At 69.6% G+C, this 15,578-nt stretch carries 17 protein-coding genes; 10 read left to right on the top strand and 7 right to left on the bottom strand.

Features of this window, described 5'->3' with window-relative positions:
* Positions 1 to 59 precede the first annotated feature (59 nt).
* On the bottom strand, positions 60 to 935 hold the full coding sequence (locus tag CI785_RS10985; protein ID WP_105032103.1) for a DUF2382 domain-containing protein: 876 nt from the start codon (positions 933 to 935) through the stop codon (positions 60 to 62).
* Positions 936 to 1,372: 437 nt separating this feature from the next.
* Here CI785_RS10985 and CI785_RS10980 point away from each other — a divergent pair, with 437 nt between their 5' ends.
* A complete protein-coding gene (locus CI785_RS10980) occupies positions 1,373 to 1,729 on the top strand; it encodes a hypothetical protein (RefSeq protein ID WP_157940241.1) in 357 nt (118 codons plus the stop codon).
* Positions 1,716 to 2,309: a cysteine hydrolase family protein gene (locus tag CI785_RS10975; RefSeq protein WP_105032176.1), complete on the top strand. Its 594-nt coding sequence runs from the start codon at positions 1,716 to 1,718 to the stop codon at positions 2,307 to 2,309. The genes CI785_RS10980 and CI785_RS10975 overlap by 14 nt, the downstream gene beginning before the upstream one ends.
* 222 nt (positions 2,310 to 2,531) lie before the next feature.
* Here the strand turns inward: CI785_RS10975 and CI785_RS10970 are convergent, their stop codons facing one another.
* The 3 genes from CI785_RS10970 to CI785_RS10960 are packed head-to-tail and all read right to left on the bottom strand — an operon-like array spanning position 2,532 to position 4,518.
* A complete protein-coding gene (locus CI785_RS10970) occupies positions 2,532 to 3,227 on the bottom strand; it encodes a DUF3618 domain-containing protein (RefSeq protein WP_105032101.1) in 696 nt (231 codons plus the stop codon).
* Complete coding sequence (locus CI785_RS10965; RefSeq protein ID WP_105032100.1) at positions 3,224 to 3,676, bottom strand: phage holin family protein; 453 nt, start codon at positions 3,674 to 3,676, stop codon at positions 3,224 to 3,226. The genes CI785_RS10970 and CI785_RS10965 overlap by 4 nt, the downstream gene beginning before the upstream one ends.
* Positions 3,676 to 4,518 carry a hypothetical protein gene (locus CI785_RS10960; RefSeq protein ID WP_105032099.1) on the bottom strand — a complete coding sequence of 281 codons (843 nt, stop codon included), beginning with the start codon at positions 4,516 to 4,518 and terminating at the stop codon, positions 3,676 to 3,678. The genes CI785_RS10965 and CI785_RS10960 overlap by 1 nt, the downstream gene beginning before the upstream one ends.
* Before the next feature lie 444 nt (positions 4,519 to 4,962).
* Between CI785_RS10960 and CI785_RS10950 the strand changes: the two genes are divergently transcribed.
* From CI785_RS10950 to CI785_RS10925, 6 genes are all read left to right on the top strand, one after another.
* Positions 4,963 to 5,424: a DUF4383 domain-containing protein gene (locus CI785_RS10950; protein ID WP_105032098.1), complete on the top strand. Its 462-nt coding sequence runs from the start codon at positions 4,963 to 4,965 to the stop codon at positions 5,422 to 5,424.
* Between the two features lie 193 nt (positions 5,425 to 5,617).
* The gene (locus CI785_RS10945; RefSeq protein ID WP_105032097.1) at positions 5,618 to 6,652 is read left to right on the top strand and encodes an iron-containing redox enzyme family protein; all 1,035 of its coding nucleotides are present in this window, start codon (positions 5,618 to 5,620) and stop codon (positions 6,650 to 6,652) included.
* On the top strand, positions 6,649 to 6,909 hold the full coding sequence (locus tag CI785_RS10940; protein ID WP_105032096.1) for a CDGSH iron-sulfur domain-containing protein: 261 nt from the start codon (positions 6,649 to 6,651) through the stop codon (positions 6,907 to 6,909). The genes CI785_RS10945 and CI785_RS10940 overlap by 4 nt, the downstream gene beginning before the upstream one ends.
* 118 nt (positions 6,910 to 7,027) lie before the next feature.
* On the top strand, positions 7,028 to 7,777 hold the full coding sequence (locus tag CI785_RS10935; RefSeq protein ID WP_105032095.1) for a LamB/YcsF family protein: 750 nt from the start codon (positions 7,028 to 7,030) through the stop codon (positions 7,775 to 7,777).
* A complete protein-coding gene (locus CI785_RS10930) occupies positions 7,764 to 9,419 on the top strand; it encodes a 5-oxoprolinase subunit B/C family protein (RefSeq protein WP_105032094.1) in 1,656 nt (551 codons plus the stop codon). Before CI785_RS10935 ends, CI785_RS10930 begins: the two co-directional genes overlap by 14 nt.
* A 221-nt stretch (positions 9,420 to 9,640) precedes the next feature.
* Entirely contained in the window at positions 9,641 to 10,015 is a 375-nt protein-coding gene (locus tag CI785_RS10925; RefSeq protein ID WP_105032093.1) for a GNAT family N-acetyltransferase, read from the top strand.
* A 10-nt stretch (positions 10,016 to 10,025) separates the two neighbouring features.
* On the opposite strand, the gene CI785_RS10920 is transcribed toward CI785_RS10925, so the two are convergent.
* Positions 10,026 to 10,322 (bottom strand): MoaD/ThiS family protein, encoded by a 297-nt coding sequence (locus CI785_RS10920; protein WP_338064900.1) that lies wholly within the window; start codon positions 10,320 to 10,322, stop codon positions 10,026 to 10,028.
* An 11-nt stretch (positions 10,323 to 10,333) separates the two neighbouring features.
* Positions 10,334 to 11,428 (bottom strand): WD40/YVTN/BNR-like repeat-containing protein, encoded by a 1,095-nt coding sequence (locus CI785_RS10915; RefSeq protein ID WP_105032091.1) that lies wholly within the window; start codon positions 11,426 to 11,428, stop codon positions 10,334 to 10,336.
* Positions 11,429 to 11,625: 197 nt separating this feature from the next.
* On the opposite strand from CI785_RS10915, the gene CI785_RS10910 reads away from it, so the two are divergent.
* Positions 11,626 to 12,057: a hypothetical protein gene (locus CI785_RS10910; RefSeq protein ID WP_105032090.1), complete on the top strand. Its 432-nt coding sequence runs from the start codon at positions 11,626 to 11,628 to the stop codon at positions 12,055 to 12,057.
* 223 nt (positions 12,058 to 12,280) lie between these two features.
* Here CI785_RS10910 and CI785_RS10905 read toward each other — a convergent pair whose 3' ends face one another.
* On the bottom strand, positions 12,281 to 12,613 hold the full coding sequence (locus CI785_RS10905; RefSeq protein WP_105032089.1) for a histone-like nucleoid-structuring protein Lsr2: 333 nt from the start codon (positions 12,611 to 12,613) through the stop codon (positions 12,281 to 12,283).
* Between the two features lie 311 nt (positions 12,614 to 12,924).
* Between CI785_RS10905 and CI785_RS10900 the strand changes: the two genes are divergently transcribed.
* Complete coding sequence (locus CI785_RS10900; RefSeq protein ID WP_105032088.1) at positions 12,925 to 15,564, top strand: LuxR C-terminal-related transcriptional regulator; 2,640 nt, start codon at positions 12,925 to 12,927, stop codon at positions 15,562 to 15,564.
* Positions 15,565 to 15,578: the final 14 nt, after the last annotated feature.

The raw sequence follows: 15,578 nt of genomic DNA, 5'->3' as shown, positions 1-15,578 counted from the left end.
ACGGGATGCGAGGAAGGCCCGGAGCAGTGCTCCGGGCCTTCCTCATGCTGCCGTTGTGCCTAGAGGTTGTTGCCGCGGCGCGTCTCGTCCACGCCCTCGACCTCGATCTCTTCCTTGCGGACGTCGGCGCTGACCGTCTCGTTGGTGGTCACCGTCTCCTTGTCGAGGCGTACGCGCTCGACGGGAACAGCTTCCTTCTCGACGACGGGGCGCTCGGCGTGGAGGACGACTTCGTGCTCCTCCTCGCTGATGGCGGGGCCGTCGTACGCGTCGCCACGGTTGGCGTCCGTGATGGGCTCGCGCTCCACGCGGACTTCCTCACGGCTGACCGGGACGGTCTGCGTGACGTTCTCGGTGACGACGTACTTGCGCAGGCGCGCACGTCCCGCTTCACGGCGCTCGGTGCCGACGCGGAGCTGCTCCTCGGAGCGCGTCATGGCATCATCCGTGGTGGGGCCGGACGTGTCGTGACCGACCGTGCCGCGTCCGCTGTTGGTGTCCGAGAAGGTGCTCGTCGTGTCGGTCGTGCCGGCGTGGCGGCCCGAGTGCGTGTCGATGTCGACATCGCGATCGCCGTGGCCGACGGTCGTCGTCGTATCGGCGTAGCCGCTGGTGCCGCCGCCGATCTCGTAGTGGCGGTAGAGGCGATCCTCTTCCTCCGGGCTCAGGTTGCCGTCGGACTCGACGCGGGGGGCGTCCTTGACCTGGTGCTTGGAGTAGGGGACGCGCACGTCGTGACCCTGGACGTCGGCGCCCTGAAGCGGAACGAAGGACTCCGACGTGCCGAAGAGGCCCGTCTTCGCCGTGACCCAGCTGGGCTCACCGGTCTGATCGTCCAGGTAGACCTGCCCGATCGCGCCGATCTTCTCTCCGTCGGACCCGAGGACGTTGCCGCCGTTGCCGAGCAGGGTGTCGATGTGTTCCTGAGTAATCATTTCCTTCTCCTTCTGAGTAATCTCACTGCGAGGGGTATGGAATTCCGGTTGCACCGGGGCGGAAGCCCCTGCGAACCACCGGCCTCTAGAGTAAGCATACTTAGTACTCAATGGGAAGCAGGCTTAGCGTTCGGGCGCGAATTCAAGTGTCCGGGCGGTATCGCGGGGCACCCTCGCCCGGCATGACCTCCCGGACCGGGTCGGGGTTTCCGTAGGCTCAGGTGCTTCCGTATGATGGCAGGAAGGTCCAGCCACCGGCCGAACAGTCTCGATCGAGCCGATGCACGACGTTCCAGCGGAGCCTCCTTCCGTCCAGCGGGTCGCACGCCCTCGGGCAGTACCGCGGGCCCGCCCGGAGCGGCGGACCAGGAAGCCCTGCCGGCGCCCTGGACCACCATGCTGTCGGCAATGGTCGCCGAGCCCCTGAAAGGGCGACAATGCCAGCAGAACAGCCCCCACACATCACCTCCGTCATGATCGCGGCAGCGGATCTCGAGGACGCCGAGTTCCAGCGGGACAGGCTTGCGCTTCTCTGCGGCGAAGCGATCCGCCAGGCACTCGTTGCCGGCTCCACGCACGCCGCCGTGGCTAGGGCCGCGAATCTGAGCGAGAACGAGGTGCGACGGCTCGCAGGGACGCCGCCCATCGGTCCGGCGGTACTCGAGGAGGTAGCGCTCCTCTCCGCCGTCTCCCTGGGTCTTCCCTCCGTCGCCGAGGTGGTCCAGCTGGTCGACGGCCCGGTGCTCGCGGAACCTGCCGCCAGTGACCTCCGTGAACCCGATGCAGCTTTCTGACACCTCGCCCGGCCCCGGGATCGACGGTGGCGGGACCGCCCTGCTGGTCATCGACATGCAGAACGCCTTCTTCGAGGACGCCGCTCTGGCGAGTGCGCAGGATGCCCTCGTCAAGGCCTGCAACAGGCTGATCGAAGCCGCGCACCGCGGGAATACGCCCGTCCTGGTGGCGCGCACCGAACATCTGCGGAACCGCTCCACGTGGACGCGCTCCATGCTCGATGATGACCAGGGGTTCATCTTCCGCGGCTCGCACCAGGCCGAGACCGTCGCCGGATTGCGCGTCGAGGGGCTGGAGACGGTGACGAAGACCCGGGACAGCGCCTTCTTCGGCACCGACCTCGCCGCGCGCCTGAAGGACCTGGGTGTGGAGAGGCTCGTTCTCGCAGGGGTATCGACCCACAACTGTGTGGCGCACACCGGAGCGGACGCTTTCGCCCATGACTTCCGGGTCAGCTACGCGCTGGATGCGATCGGCAGCACCAACGACAGGTACGCGGAGGCGATGCTCGAGATCCTGTCGGTGGAGTATCGGCAGCCGATCATCGGGCAGGCGGAGGCCGAGGCGCTCCTCGGCTGAGCGGCCCGGGGTGCAGAGCCGCGGGCGGGGAGTGCCGAGCTACTGATCACAGCGGCTCAGGCGTTCCCGGGAGTGCCACCGATGGGGTCCGACGCGCGCCTCATCGTGCCGCTGTGCGGCCCGCAGTGCCGCTGTACGGCACCGTCGTCGTGTGACAGGACAGACGACGACGGCGGCCGCCGGAAGTGTTCCGGTGGCCGCCGTCGTTCGGTGAGCGGTGTGTCAGCTCTGCTTGACGGTCGACGTCGCGTCCTGGGCGCTGCCCTTGACGTCGCTCGCAGCCTGCTGGCCCTCGTTCTTCACGTTCTGCACCGAGTCGGTGGCCGACTCCTTGAGGGACTGGACGGCCTCCTGCGCGGGCTCCTTGATCTCCTCGACGACCTGCTTCGCGGCCTCGGTGACCTTCTCCTTGAGCGGAGCGGCCTGCGACTTCAGCTGCGATGCCGCCTGCTGCTCCTTCTGGCTGGCCGGGATGATGCTGGCGACCAGCAGGCCGGCTCCGAAAGCGATCAGCCCGGCGGCGAGGGGGTTGCCCGCGGCCTTGCTGCTCAGCTGACGGGGTGCTCCCTGCACGGCCTGGCCGGCGTGGTGTGCCTTGTCCAAAGCGCTCTCCTTCACGGAGCCGGCGCCCGACTGGGCGTGGCCCATTCCGCTTCCGGCCTTGTTCTTCGCATGTCCGGCCTTGTCAGCAACCGTGTCCTTCACGTCCTCGGCCTTTCCGAGCACGGAATCCTTCACGTCTTCGGCTTTGCCCATGACGGTCTCCTTCACATTGCTGAAGCTGTGCTTGACCTTCTCGGTCTGACGGTGCGCGATGTTCGCGGGGTTCACTTTGTCCGCAACGGCGTCGACGTCCGTACCCAGTTCCTGGCGGGTGCGTTCGATATCTGCGCGGATCTCGTCGGGTGTCTGGCTCATCGTGTCTGCTCACCTGGTTTCAGTGTCGGCGGAATTTCTTTGATGGTCTCCGCAGTCTGGGGGAGACCCTTGACCTTCTGGACTTCCTTCTTGCCCTTCATCGCCAGCACTGCGGCGATGATGCCCCAGATGACGGCGACGATGAGGGCGGCCCAGCCGATCGGCATGAGCGCGGCGAGTCCGTACATCAGGGCGAGGGAGAGGAACAGGAGGACGAAGTGACCGCCGACGGCGGCACCGGCGAACATGCCCGCACCCTTGCCTGCGTTCTTCGCCGACAGGGTGGCCTCGGCCTTGGCCAGGGCCACTTCCTGGCGCATGAGCTTGGAGAGGTCCTTCGTCACCTCCCCGAGAAGTTCGCCCACCGAGGCGTTGGCGGAACGCTGCTCCGCCTCCGTCGGCAGGGGTGCAGCGGCCTGGTGCGCGCCGCCCGTGTATGCCTCACTCATCAGCGCAGGCTCCCGTCATTCGGGAGGGTGCCCACAGGAGGGGTTCCCGGCGGGATGGTGGGGTAGTCGTCCGTGGGGTCGACGAAGGCCGGGCTGGACTCGGCGACGTGCTGTCCGCGCGTGGTCTCGCCGAAGCCGGCGGAGGCGGGGGTGCCGCTGTAGGCGTCCGAACCCACCTCCGTGTACCCGGGGTAGGTGCCCGTGGTCGACGTGCCGGTGGAGGCCGCGCCCTGGTTGCCGGAGCTGTTGTCCGAACCGGGGTTGCCCGTGAGGCCACGCGTCAGGCGACCGACGACGAGGCCGGTGCCCGCGGCGATGGCGAGGAAGGTGCCGGGCTTGCGGCGGGCGTAGGACTTGACGTCCTCGAGGATGTCGGAGGCGTCGCGGCCTTCGAGCCAGCTGGCGGCGGACCCGGTGCGCTGCGAGGCCTGCTGGACGAGGCTGGAGACCGTGTGGTTGTCCGACTTCTCGGCCATGGACTTCAGTTCGTCGGCGATGGCGCGGATGCCCTCGGTGAGCTTCTGCTGCTGCGATCCGGCCTGGCTCTTGACCTCGGAGGTCACCGTGCCGAGCAGGTTCTTCGCCTGCGAGCCGGCCTCGGCAGCCACGTTCTTCGCCTCGGAGGCGGCGGTGCCGGCCACGTTCTTGGCGGCGTCCTTGCCCTCCTGGCCGACCTGCTTGGCCTGGTCCTTCGCGACGGAGGTCTTCGAATCAGCGGAGCCGGAGTTGCCGCCGGTGGTTCCCGTGGTGCCGACCTCGGTCGCCCCGAGGTTCGAAGTGGACGACTCGTTGCCGGTCGTGGAGGGGACCAGGGGATCCTGCGGCCAATTCTGCGTAGTCATGGTTCTTCCTAACGTTGATATTGCCGTTATAGCGGACGCTCCAGCGTGTGCTCGATGCAATGGTGCGGCATCCCATGCTGGCCGTATGACTAAAGCTAAGCATGCTTACATTCATTCACGCAAGCTCTTTTCCCAGATTCCGCAACTTCAAAATAAGTAGACTTAGTACCTTTCGGAGATCCTAGAGGTGCCCCTACCGTAGAAGCAACAGGACCTCCTGCGGGCGCCTCCAGAAGGAGCGGACCCGAGACCGGGGGGCCGACGTGGGGAGGGAGCACCCGTGTTTCTCCGTCATACGCGCCGATACCGCCGCCCACGCACCCCGATGCGCGGTCCTACGGCACCACGGAGATCCCGAACACCGTGGAGAAACTGGCCGGTACCGTCCAGGACAAACTGAACCGCGAATAACCGTTCGCGCTACCCGAAGAGAAGGAGATCCTGATGGCAAATACGAACAACCGGACGGTGGAGGGTGGCAAGACGACCCTCCAGCGCGCCGCACAGGCCGTAGGCATCGTGTTCCTGCTGGTCGGAATCCTGGGATTCATCCCGGGGATCACGTCCGACTACGACACGATGAGGTTCGCCGGGCATCAGTCTGAGGCGATGCTGCTCGGTATCTTCCAGGTCTCGATCCTGCACAACATCGTCCACCTGCTGTTCGGCATCGCGGGTCTCGCCATGGCGCGGACCGTCTCGGGAGCACGCTCGTACCTGCTGGTCGGTGGCATCATCTACGCCGTCCTGTGGATCTACGGCCTCTTCATCGGGCAGGAATCGGCGGCCAACTTCGTCCCGTTGAACAGCGCGGACAACTGGCTGCACTTCTTCCTGGCCGTCGGCATGATCGGGCTGGCCCTCGCCCTGAGCCGTGGCTCCCGCGACACGGCCAGGCGCACCTAGGAGCAGTGCACCCCTGACGGGGTGACGCGGCGCTTCCGGGCCCGTCCTGCCGGAAGCGGCGACGACGCCGGCCCCCCGGTACGCCTGTACCGCGGGGCCGGCGTCGTCGTCTGCCCTGTGGCGTCCACCACGTCGTAGGGGGAAGTATGCTGGCCCCGGCCCGGTGGGTCGTTCCCGACAGAAGAGGTCCTCGATGAAGCAACCCGCACCGCGTGGCGAAGCCAGCACCCTGCTTTTGGCCGTCCTCACCGGCACCGTCGACTCCCCGGGGGACGCCCTCTCCCTCCTCGAGTCCGCGGTCGGGGCCGCGGTGACACGGACGCCGGACATCCTGCACGACGACGACCTCCAGCTCGCTCTCTTCTGCCTCTACGAGCTCCACTACAGCGGAATCGAAGGCGCGGGCGACGACTGGGAATGGAATCTCCGACTGCTGGGCGTGCGGCAGCGCATCGAGGTGGCTTTCGAGGCGCGCGTGCGGGACGAGGTGGTGCTCGGCGAGCTGCCCGATGCGACCGGTGAAGCCGTCTGCGCGGAACTGTTCCGCATGACCGCCGGGGATTCCGGCCCCAGCATGTCCCGCTTCGTCGCGAGGACCGCCACGGACGACCAGCTGCGGGAGTTCCTCGTGCACAGATCCATCTCCCAGCTCCGGGAAGCCGATCCGCACACCTGGGCCATCCCCCGCCTCGCAGGACGGGCGAAAGCGGCCCTGGTGGAGATCCAGGCCGACGAGTACGGCAACGGCCTGCTGGCGCGCATGCACTCGTCCCTTTTCGCCCGGACCATGCGCGAGCTCGGGATGGACGACACCTACGGCGCCTACCTCGATGCCGCGCCGGCCATCACGCTGGCGAGCAACAACCTGATGTCCCTCTTCGGTCTCAACCGTCGACTGCGGGGTGCGATCGTGGGGCATCTCGCCGCCTACGAGATGACGTCGTCCCAGCCCAACCGACTGTACTCCCGGGGCTTCACCCGGCTCGGTTACGGTGAGGCCGCCACCGGGTACTTCGACGAACACGTGGAGGCCGACGCCGTCCACGAGCAGATCGCCGGCCGCGACATGGCCGGTGGGCTCGTCGAGTCCGATCCCCATCTCCTTGCCGACGTCCTGTTCGGTGCAGCGGCGGCCCTCGCCGTCGACTCCATCATGACGGAGCGGATCATGGCCGCCTGGGAGGACGGCCGCTCCTCCCTGCTCCCTTCCGAGGCGATGGCCCCATGAGCGCCGACCTGAGGAACGAGGAGCGGGACCCCGCGCCGGGGCGCCCGCTGAACTCGGGTGCAGCAGCTCCGGTGTCCGTCGTGGCCTGCCCCGATGGACCCCTGCTGGTCCGCGGCGACTTCGTGCTCGTCGGAGCGGACGGCGAGGAGTTGCCGCGTACGCGCCGGACCGTGGCGCTGTGCCGGTGCGGGGCGTCGGCGCTGAAGCCGTACTGCGATGGTTCGCACAAGTTCACGGGCTTCCGGTCGGACGTCTGATCCCAGCACGGCCGCGGAAGGCCGGGCGGCCCGAAGGGTGCACGCGGCTCAGCCTCCTGTCGACCGGTGCATTCCGATCACGGCATACTGACGGGAGCGACCAGGAGGGGGCGCGGCAATGGACCTGAACAGCGACGTCGGGGAGTCCTTCGGGAACTGGACGTTCGGTGATGACGCGAGCATCATCGGGTCGGTCTCCAGCGCGAATGTGGCCTGCGGGTTCCATGCAGGAGACCCGGCCGGCATCCGCGCCACCTGCTCCGCCGCCGCCACCGCCGGGGTGACCGTCGGCGCCCACCCCGGGTACCGCGACCTCGCCGGATTCGGGCGGCGGTTCATTGACGTCGACCCGGGCGAACTCACCGACGACGTCATCTACCAGATCGGGGCACTGCAGGCCCTGGCCCGTGCTGCCGGAACCTCCGTGCAGTACGTCAAGCCGCACGGCGCGCTGTACAACACCATCGCCGTCCACGAGCGGCAGGCCCGCGCCGTGGTCCGGGCGGTCCGCGACGTCGACGACGCACTGCCGCTGCTGGTGCTCCCCGGCTCCGTGATCGAGACCGAGGCCCGTTCGGCAGGACTGCGTACGGTGGCCGAGGCCTTCGCCGACCGCGCCTACCAGCCCGACGGCGCGCTGGTGTCCCGGCGTGAACCCGGGTCGGTCCTGCATGCCGAGGCGGAGGTCGTCGAGCATGTCCTGCGCATGGCGACGGACGGCGAAGTGGTGGCGATCGACGGGTCCCGCATCCGCATCTCTCCCGAGAGCATCTGCGTGCACGGGGACACACCGGGCGCCGTCGCGATGGCCGCGGCGGTCCGCCGGGCCCTCGTCTCCGCGGGCGTGGACGTCCGTGCCTTCGCCTGACGCCGCGCCCGGTGGCACGGGCGGACCGGATCGAGCTCTCCGAGCCGTCGGTGACCGCGCCCTGCTCGTGGAACTGCCCGACCTGTCGGAAGTGCTCAGCGTGGAGGCGCAACTGCGGCAGCACCCCGTTGAGGGTCAGGTGGACGTGGTCGCCGCTGCGAGCACTGTCCTCGTCACCGTCGAGAACCCATGGCAGGTCGCCGCTCTCGAGGCCCGGCTCCGCACGATCGATCTCTCCGTGGCCGCTGCGCTGGACGACACGCTCGTCACCATCGAGGTGCGTTACGACGGCGAAGACCTGGCCGACGTCGCCGCGCGGACAGGACTCAGTGAGGAGGCCGTGGTCGCTGCTCATACGGCAACACCGTGGGTAGCCGCCTTCGGCGGCTTCGCGCCGGGTTTCGCCTATCTGACCGGCGGCGATCCGCGGCTGGAGGTCCCGCGGCGGGATTCCCCCCGGACAGCCGTCCCTGCTGGCTCGGTGGCGCTCGCCGGCCCGTTCTCGGCGGTCTACCCGCGGGAGTCGCCCGGCGGCTGGCAGCTGGTCGGACGGACCGACGCCGTGCTGTGGGATGCCCGCCGGACGGACCCGGCGCTGATCAGGCCCGGCAACAGGGTCCGGTTCACCGTCGTCCGCGAGCTCGTCACGGTCCGGGCGCCCGCGCCGGCCGGCGGCGCAGCGGCTCCCGCCCCTGAGGGGTCGACGCGCCAGACCGTGGATGACGGGGAGGGTGCCCGCGACGTGTCGGCTCGCCGGGCGGAGGCCGGGCTCACGGTCGTGACGCCGGGCCTCTCCAGCACGCTCCAGGATCTCGGCCGTCCCGGTCTCCTGGCTCTGGGCGTCGCCGAGGCGGGAGCACTGGACCGCGCGGCCTCGCGGCAGGCGAACAGGCTGGTGGGCAACACCCCCGGCGCCGCGGTGATCGAGAGTGTCAACGGAGGCCTCGTGCTCGAGGCCGGGGAGGACCAGGTGCTGGCCGTCACCGGCGCCGACGTCGGCCTGGTCATCGGTATGCCGGACGACCAGGAGCGCGACGCTCCCCTGTGCGCGCCCTTCCTCCTCGGCGCGGGTGAGGTGCTGCGGCAGTCCCCGCCGGCGTCGGGGCTGCGCACATACACGGCCGTCCGGGGCGGCTTCGCGGCGGAGGAGGTGCTGGGCAGCCGATCCTCCGACTCGATGTCGGGGCTCGGCCCACCCGCACTCACCGCCGGGATGCATCTGCCGGTGGGGCAGCCGGCCCCGGGATCGGCGGTCGGCGACCCTGAGGAGCTGCGGCCGGCACGCACGCCCGAGGTGCTGCGCGTGCTCCCCGGTCCTCGTGACGACTGGTTCGACGACGGGCTGGCGCGCCTGTGCGGGACCGTATGGACCGTCACCGCGCAGTCCAACCGGATCGGCCTCCGGCTCGACGGGCCGGCCCTCGTCCGGACCCGGGCCGGGGAGCTGCCGAGCGAGGGCACCGTGCGCGGCGCACTGCAGGTACCGCCGTCGGGCCTGCCGGTGCTGTTCCTCGCCGATCATCCGGTCACGGGCGGATACCCGGTGGTCGGCGTCGTCCTCGCTGCCGACCTGGACCGTGCGGCGCAGCTCGCACCGGGGTCGACCGTGCGGTTCCTGACCTGCGGATCGGGATCGGGCTGATGGCGAGGCGATGGACCAGCAGGTCCGTGCCGCCCCTCCGGTACTGTGCCCGGGCCAGGCAAGAGCGCCAGCGCAGGCCGCTTTCCTCACGACGGCCCGATGCCCTGTCGATCCGGGTGGCGAGTGCGAGGAAGCGGTGCACGCAGAGTTTCGCCGTCGGAAATGCTGCCGAAACGGCTTCTCCGTAGCGTGGGGTGCACCGTACATTTCAGGAGGCTGCCATGCAGACGCTGCGGGTTCGACAGGTTCCCTGGGCCAATCCCGTGGGCATCGGTCTGCGGGAGGCTCTCCGTGCGGAGCGTGACCGCGGCCGCTCACCCGTGCCCCTGCCGGCCGCAGTGGACGACGGCGCCGGTATCGCCGTCTTCCTCATCGCCTACGAGCTCGCGACCGGACAGCCCGTGGGATGCGGCGGGCTGCGGCTCCTGAAGGGCTCCCGCGCCGACATCGACTACGTCTACGTCCTGCCGTACGCGCGCTGGTCCGGCGTGTCGAGGGCGATCACCGAGGAGCTGGCGTCCTGGGCGCGGGGACACGGCATCACATCGGTGGGTCCGGGCGACGCGCTCGAGCAGCTGAACGCCCTGCGGCTCTAGCGATCCGGCCCTAGCCCCCGGCCACCGACTGGATGATCATGATGGTGGCACCTCCGGGCACCGCGGTTCCCAGCCCGTCCAGGCGGCGGACGTCCTCGCCGTCCACGTAGATGTTCACGTAGCGCCTGAGGGCCCCGGTCTCCTCCCGGATGCGCTGGTCGAGCAGGGGGCGCCCCTCGCCCAGGCCGTCGAGCAGTGCCGAGACGTCGCCGTCGTCGGGCACGCTCATACTGACCTCGCTCCGACCGTCGATGTACGGACGGAGGAGCGTGGGGATCAGGACGGTCACGGAGTTCGTCGCGGCCACGGCGGTACCCATCAGGCCGGGACGACGGCGGCACGCACCGAGAGCACGTCCGGCAGGTTCCTCGCCACCTCGCGGAAGGTGCGGCCCTCGTCAGCGCTCGCATAGACGGCCCCGCCGCGTGTGCCGAAGTACACGCCCGCGACCTCCGCGGTGTCCACGCAGGCGGCGTCGCGCAGGACCGCGTTGTACTCCGCCGTCGGCAGCCCGGCATCACCGGCCTCCCAGGTCGCGCCGCCATCGTCGGTCCGGTGCACCTTCAGATGCCCGTCGGGCGGGATGCGCTCACCGTCGGCCTTGAGCGGGATGACCCAGGCCGTGCCGCTGCGGCGGGGGTGGGAGAGCATGACGAAGCCGAAGTCCGCCGGCAGGCCCTCGGCGATGGACTGCCACGAATCCCCGCGGTCCGTGCTCGCGTACACCCCGTGGTGATTCTGCGCGAACAGGCGGTCGGGGTCGACGGCGTCGCGGGCCACCTTGTGCACGCACTGGCCGAATTCCGGATCCGGGTCGGGCATGAAGGGGGCACTGATGCCCCTGTTGCGGGGCTGCCAGGAGGTTCCGCCGTCGTCGGAGCGGTAGACGCCGCCGGTGCTCATGGCCACGTGGACCGTCTCGTCGACGGGACTCGGCAGGACCGTGTGGGCGGCCGCCCCGCCGAACCCGGCGCCCCACTCGCCGCGGTGGGGGTGGTCCCACAGGCCGCGGTTCAGTTCGAACGTCTCCCCGTGGTCCGTGGACTTCCAGACCGAGATGGGCTGGCACCCGGCCCAGACCACGCCGGGGCGGTGCTCCGCGTCCGGCTGGATCTGCCAGATGCGCTCGAGGGCGGCGCCGTCGTCGCTCCCGAACCGGATGCTGCCCTCCCGGGGTTCGGTCCAGGTCTCACCGAGGTCGTCCGAATGCGCGATGCACGGCCCGAAATGCCACGACATGCGTCCGGCGAACAGGCGCGTGCGCCCGCCCCGCGTGTCGATCCCGACGCTCGGGATCTCCTCCATCAGGAACTTCGGTTCGGAGAGCGTCCACGTCTCGCGGTCGGGGCTCGAGGCGAGCCACAGACCTTTCTTCGTGCCGATCGCGAGAAGGGTCGTTCCGGCTGCTGACATGGCTGCCCCCGTTGGCAAGTCCCGGCGATCCGCCGGGTGTCTGGTATGGATCTCCCGGGATGATGTCACCGACCACTCGATTTGTACAGGTTCGACTACCCGCTTCTGTCCGTAATCGTCCGGCGGCGGATGCGGCCGTGCCAGAGTTGGGTATTCGGTCGTCGGGAGTGGAGACCTGTGCATCCTGGAGGCAGTGCGTGAGTCGGACCGTCCCCGGCAACGCCCTGTCCCAGGGGTGCCCCGGCACGTGGCATCTGCCCGCGGCCCGCCGGCATTGCGACGGGAAGCACTGCCTCGAGGCGCAGGCGGGGCTGCTCGTCCTCCGGTGGGAGACCGGGGCCCTCCTGACCCTCGCCGACGTCCTCGCGGCCCTCGACGCGATCCGGGATCTGTCCGAGGGCCATCTGCTCCCGCTCGTCGTGCACCTGCAGGGTCTGTCGGGGATCGACGTCGATGCACGGGCCCTGCTCGTGGAGGGGTCACTCACGTCCCGCATCGGCTTCGTGGGGACCGGGCCGGTGGACCTTGTCCTCGCGGCCTTCCTCGAACCCGCGCTGTGCGAGAGCCGATACTTCGACCATCCCGAGGCCGCCCGCACCTGGGCGCTCGCCACCTCACCGGGGAACTGACGCTCCTCCGGCAACGCGAATCAGGCGCCTTTCCCGGTCATCGGCCATGCTCGGGTCGGGCACGGCGGGTGACGCGCCGAATTCCGATGTCCACGGCACGCGGTCGGGATGTTCCGGACCGGGGACGGACGCAGGGGATTGCTTCCGGAGGGCGGGGAATTACCCCCGTTCCCCGCGGACGGTGCCGACCCCCGAATTCGTGGAAGCAGTCCGCCGTGGGACGTCAGCGGCTCTCGTTGTAGGCGTCGATGATCGATTGCGTGATGCGGCCGCGGGAACTCGGGTTATAACCGTTGTCCTGTGCCCACTGGCGGATCTGCTGGGTGTCCTCGCGCTTCGAACGGGACGATGCCTTCGGGCTCGCGGACGCCTGCTTACCGGTGCCTGCCTTGCGCCCCTTGTCCACGTACCCGGAAAGGGCGGCCCGCAGGGATTCGGCGTTCTGTTTCGTGAGGTCTATCTCGTAATTCGTGCCGTCGAGGCCGAATCGGACGGTTTCCTGGGCTTCTTCACCGCTGAGGTCATCGACCAGTTGAACCTGTACTCGCTGTGCCATCGCATTCTCCTGCATTGTCCGGATGAATTCATGACCCCCAGAATCCGACCTTATACCGAGGTCCCCGTTTGTTCGACATCATTCGGCACCGGTGGATGACGAATTCCCTCTCGCCGGGATAAACGCCATCGCCACCCGGAGGCATCCCGTGGCGGCTGCGAATTCGGTATTCGCGACGTGCGGGGTATCCGCACCTGGTGCGTCACTTCGTCATACCCGGTCCGTTCCCTTGGCCAACCGTCCGCCCCGGGAGCACACTTGGTGCACCCGGGTCGGCGCGGGCCCGGTGTGCTGACGCTGGGGAGGTGTGCATGGCCGTGACGGGCGTCGTGCGGCGTAAGACCCGGGTCCCCGAGCAGGACGAGCGCGAGATCCCGCGTCCACGCCTGACCGACTGTCTCGACACCCTGCTCGGACGGGGCGCACGGATCCTGCTGGTCACGGCCGCCGCCGGATTCGGCAAGACGGCCGTGGTCGCTGAATGGGCGCGACTCCGCCTTGCGGCTGGAGACCTCCTCGCATGGGTGTCCCTCGATCCCTCCGACAACAGGCCTGGACGGTTCTGGTCCCTGCTGGGCACGGCGCTGACGGGGAAGCAGGACCCGGAGCCGCAGGGGCCCGCCGCCGCCGCCGCGCGGACGGCGAGGATCGACGCCCTGATCGAGGGCTGCACACGGAACGACACCCGGGTGGTCGTGGTCCTGGACAACTGTGAACACCTCACCAACCGCGCGCTGCTCGTCGACCTCGACTACTTCATCGAGCGGACCCCCGACGACGTGGTGGTGCTGCTGTGCGGGCGCAGGACGCCCGACCTCCGCTGCCTGTACAAACTGGACCTGGCCGGGGGAGTCCAGTGCCTCACGCAGCAGGACCTCGTCATGCGCCGACGCGAGCTGCGGAGGCTCTTCGCCCCGGCCCGGTCCGACGTGGACGCGCTGCTCCAGGCCACCGAGGGATGGACGGCCGCCGTCGCGCAGGCGCACCGCGCGGTGGTGCCGGACGCGCTGTATCGGAGCGGACCTCACAGCGCATCACTCCTCGAGAAGCTGTGCGGGCCGCTGTTCCGGTCCTACCGGCCGGCCATCCGGGAGGTTCTCGCGGTGATGGCGCTGATCGAGCCCTTCACCATCGCGGACCTCGAGGTCGCGCTGGATCGCTCGGACGGCGCGCACCTCGTGGCCCGTACCACTCTCGAGACCGGCATGGTCGTGGCTGAGCGGGACGGCGGAGCTCCGGAGCGGTTCCGGCTCCACCGCCTGCTCGCCCGCTGGATCGCCGAGGCCGTCCCGACGCCCGACTGGCCGGATGCCGGGCCGCTCCATGCCCGGATGGCAGGGCATCGTCTCCGGCAAGGCCACCATGCCGCGGCGCTCCGCCATGCCGCGAAGGCACACGACGCCGCACTCCTGCGGCGGGTAGTGACCGTCTCCGGGTTGCACCTGCTGTGGAGGAACGATCTGCGGACACTGGCGTCCGTCCTGAAGGAGATCGGTTCCGCGGCGTCTCCGGAGCTCGCCGTGCTCGAGTGCCTCCTCGCGCTCGCGGAGGGCGACTCCGGAAGGGCCGCGCGGACCGCGGTCTGGCGGGGGCGCCCGCCGGACGAGGGCCTGCCCGCCGAGGAATCATGCGAGCTTGCTTCTCCGTTCGACGTGCTGAACCTCGGGTTGGAGGCGCAGTTGCTGCTGCCGGAGGGGCGTTCCGCCGAGGCGGTGGTGCTCCTGGAGCGGTTGGATCTCGAGGCCGCACCTCCCGACGTGCAGCTCTTCGTCCTGAACGTCCAGGTGGCGGCCCTGATCGCGGAAGCCAGGGTCCCCGAGGCCACGGCGCTGGCCCGGAGGACTCTCGAGGCCGCAGCCAGGCGTGTGAATCCGGGTGCTGTGATCGACGCCGGCACGGCGAGCGCCTCGCTGGCCACGATCAGCGAGGACTTCGCGGAAGCGGCAGTCCAGGCCGCGACCGCGATCCGCCGCGGCGAGGAGCATGGCCTGCGGTACAGTCCGAAGCTCCGGCCGGCCCACCTGATCGCGGCATGGGCTGCGTTCCACGTCCTCGACGACCGCGGCGCGGCCCTGCACAACGCCTTCGTGTTCAAGACGTCGACGGCGGCGCCCGTCGTCTCCCACTCCTCGGCGAAGCTGGCCCTGATCCTCGCCTTTCCCGGCTCCGACCGGCGTACGGAGATCGCCGACGAGTTGCTCGACAGGGTCCGCTTCGACCTCGGGCACGGGGCGTACCCTCCGGACGCCGCGCTCTGCGCGCTGCAGGTCGCCGAGATGATGCTGTTCCTGCGGCGCTCCGACGACCTCACGCAGCTCAAGCTGGATCTGCGCAGGAGCCAGAGCGCCAGCGGGGAGCTCCACACGATCTCCGCCTGGGAGTTCCTGGCGTCCGGGCAGCACGCCCGCGCACGTCAGCTCCTGACGAGCGTCACCTCGGAGTTCGTGACGAGCCGGAGCCGTGTGGGGCTCGTGACCGCATGGGCCCTGCTGGCGCGGCTGGACCTCCTGGAGGAGCGCACCTTCAAGGCGCGGGAGTCGCTCGAGCGGGCACTGGCCATCGCGGCCCGGCATCGGACGGTGCGCGGCTTCGCCCTCGCCGGGGACGCGGTGCGGCAGTCAGTGGAGCGCGACCGGCACCACTACGCCCGGTACGCGCGCGAGATCGACATGATCGGACAGCATGTCCCCCAGCCCGTGGCGCTCATCGGGCCCCCGCTGACCCCGCGGGAGGAGGAACTCCTGGCCCTCCTCCCGACCTTCGCGACGGTGGAGGAACTCGCACACGACCTGCAGATCTCTACCAACACCGTGAAGACCCACATCCGGGGGATCTACCGGAAGCTCGGCGTCGGCACGCGGAGGGAGGCTATCGCGGCGGCCGGCCGTCTCGGCCTGGTCGCGTCCTCCACCGGCCCCGTGCACGTCCTGCGCCCGAGCACTGTCCGCTGAGCCGCGCGGTGCGG

It is taken from the genome of Arthrobacter ruber, assembly GCF_002954225.1.
GTDB classification, from domain to species: domain Bacteria; phylum Actinomycetota; class Actinomycetes; order Actinomycetales; family Micrococcaceae; genus Arthrobacter_D; species Arthrobacter_D ruber.
This window is presented reverse-complemented; position numbering and strand designations above follow the sequence as displayed.

What these genes read in the sequence shown, in the direction of transcription:
- CI785_RS10975 (WP_105032176.1), top strand. Translation starts at nt 1,716, where the DNA reads ATGCAGCTTTCTGACACCTCGCCCGGCCCCGGGATCGACGGTGGCGGG.
- CI785_RS10905 (WP_105032089.1), bottom strand. Translation starts at nt 12,613, where the DNA reads ATGGCACAGCGAGTACAGGTTCAACTGGTCGATGACCTCAGCGGTGAA.
- CI785_RS10965 (WP_105032100.1), bottom strand. Translation starts at nt 3,676, where the DNA reads ATGAGTGAGGCATACACGGGCGGCGCGCACCAGGCCGCTGCACCCCTG.
- CI785_RS10980 (WP_157940241.1), top strand. Translation starts at nt 1,373, where the DNA reads ATGCCAGCAGAACAGCCCCCACACATCACCTCCGTCATGATCGCGGCA.
- CI785_RS10960 (WP_105032099.1), bottom strand. Translation starts at nt 4,518, where the DNA reads ATGACTACGCAGAATTGGCCGCAGGATCCCCTGGTCCCCTCCACGACC.
- CI785_RS10915 (WP_105032091.1), bottom strand. Translation starts at nt 11,428, where the DNA reads ATGTCAGCAGCCGGAACGACCCTTCTCGCGATCGGCACGAAGAAAGGT.
- CI785_RS10950 (WP_105032098.1), top strand. Translation starts at nt 4,963, where the DNA reads ATGGCAAATACGAACAACCGGACGGTGGAGGGTGGCAAGACGACCCTC.
- CI785_RS10900 (WP_105032088.1), top strand. Translation starts at nt 12,925, where the DNA reads ATGGCCGTGACGGGCGTCGTGCGGCGTAAGACCCGGGTCCCCGAGCAG.
- CI785_RS10940 (WP_105032096.1), top strand. Translation starts at nt 6,649, where the DNA reads ATGAGCGCCGACCTGAGGAACGAGGAGCGGGACCCCGCGCCGGGGCGC.
- CI785_RS10945 (WP_105032097.1), top strand. Translation starts at nt 5,618, where the DNA reads ATGAAGCAACCCGCACCGCGTGGCGAAGCCAGCACCCTGCTTTTGGCC.
- CI785_RS10970 (WP_105032101.1), bottom strand. Translation starts at nt 3,227, where the DNA reads ATGAGCCAGACACCCGACGAGATCCGCGCAGATATCGAACGCACCCGC.
- CI785_RS10935 (WP_105032095.1), top strand. Translation starts at nt 7,028, where the DNA reads ATGGACCTGAACAGCGACGTCGGGGAGTCCTTCGGGAACTGGACGTTC.
- CI785_RS10925 (WP_105032093.1), top strand. Translation starts at nt 9,641, where the DNA reads ATGCAGACGCTGCGGGTTCGACAGGTTCCCTGGGCCAATCCCGTGGGC.
- CI785_RS10985 (WP_105032103.1), bottom strand. Translation starts at nt 935, where the DNA reads ATGATTACTCAGGAACACATCGACACCCTGCTCGGCAACGGCGGCAAC.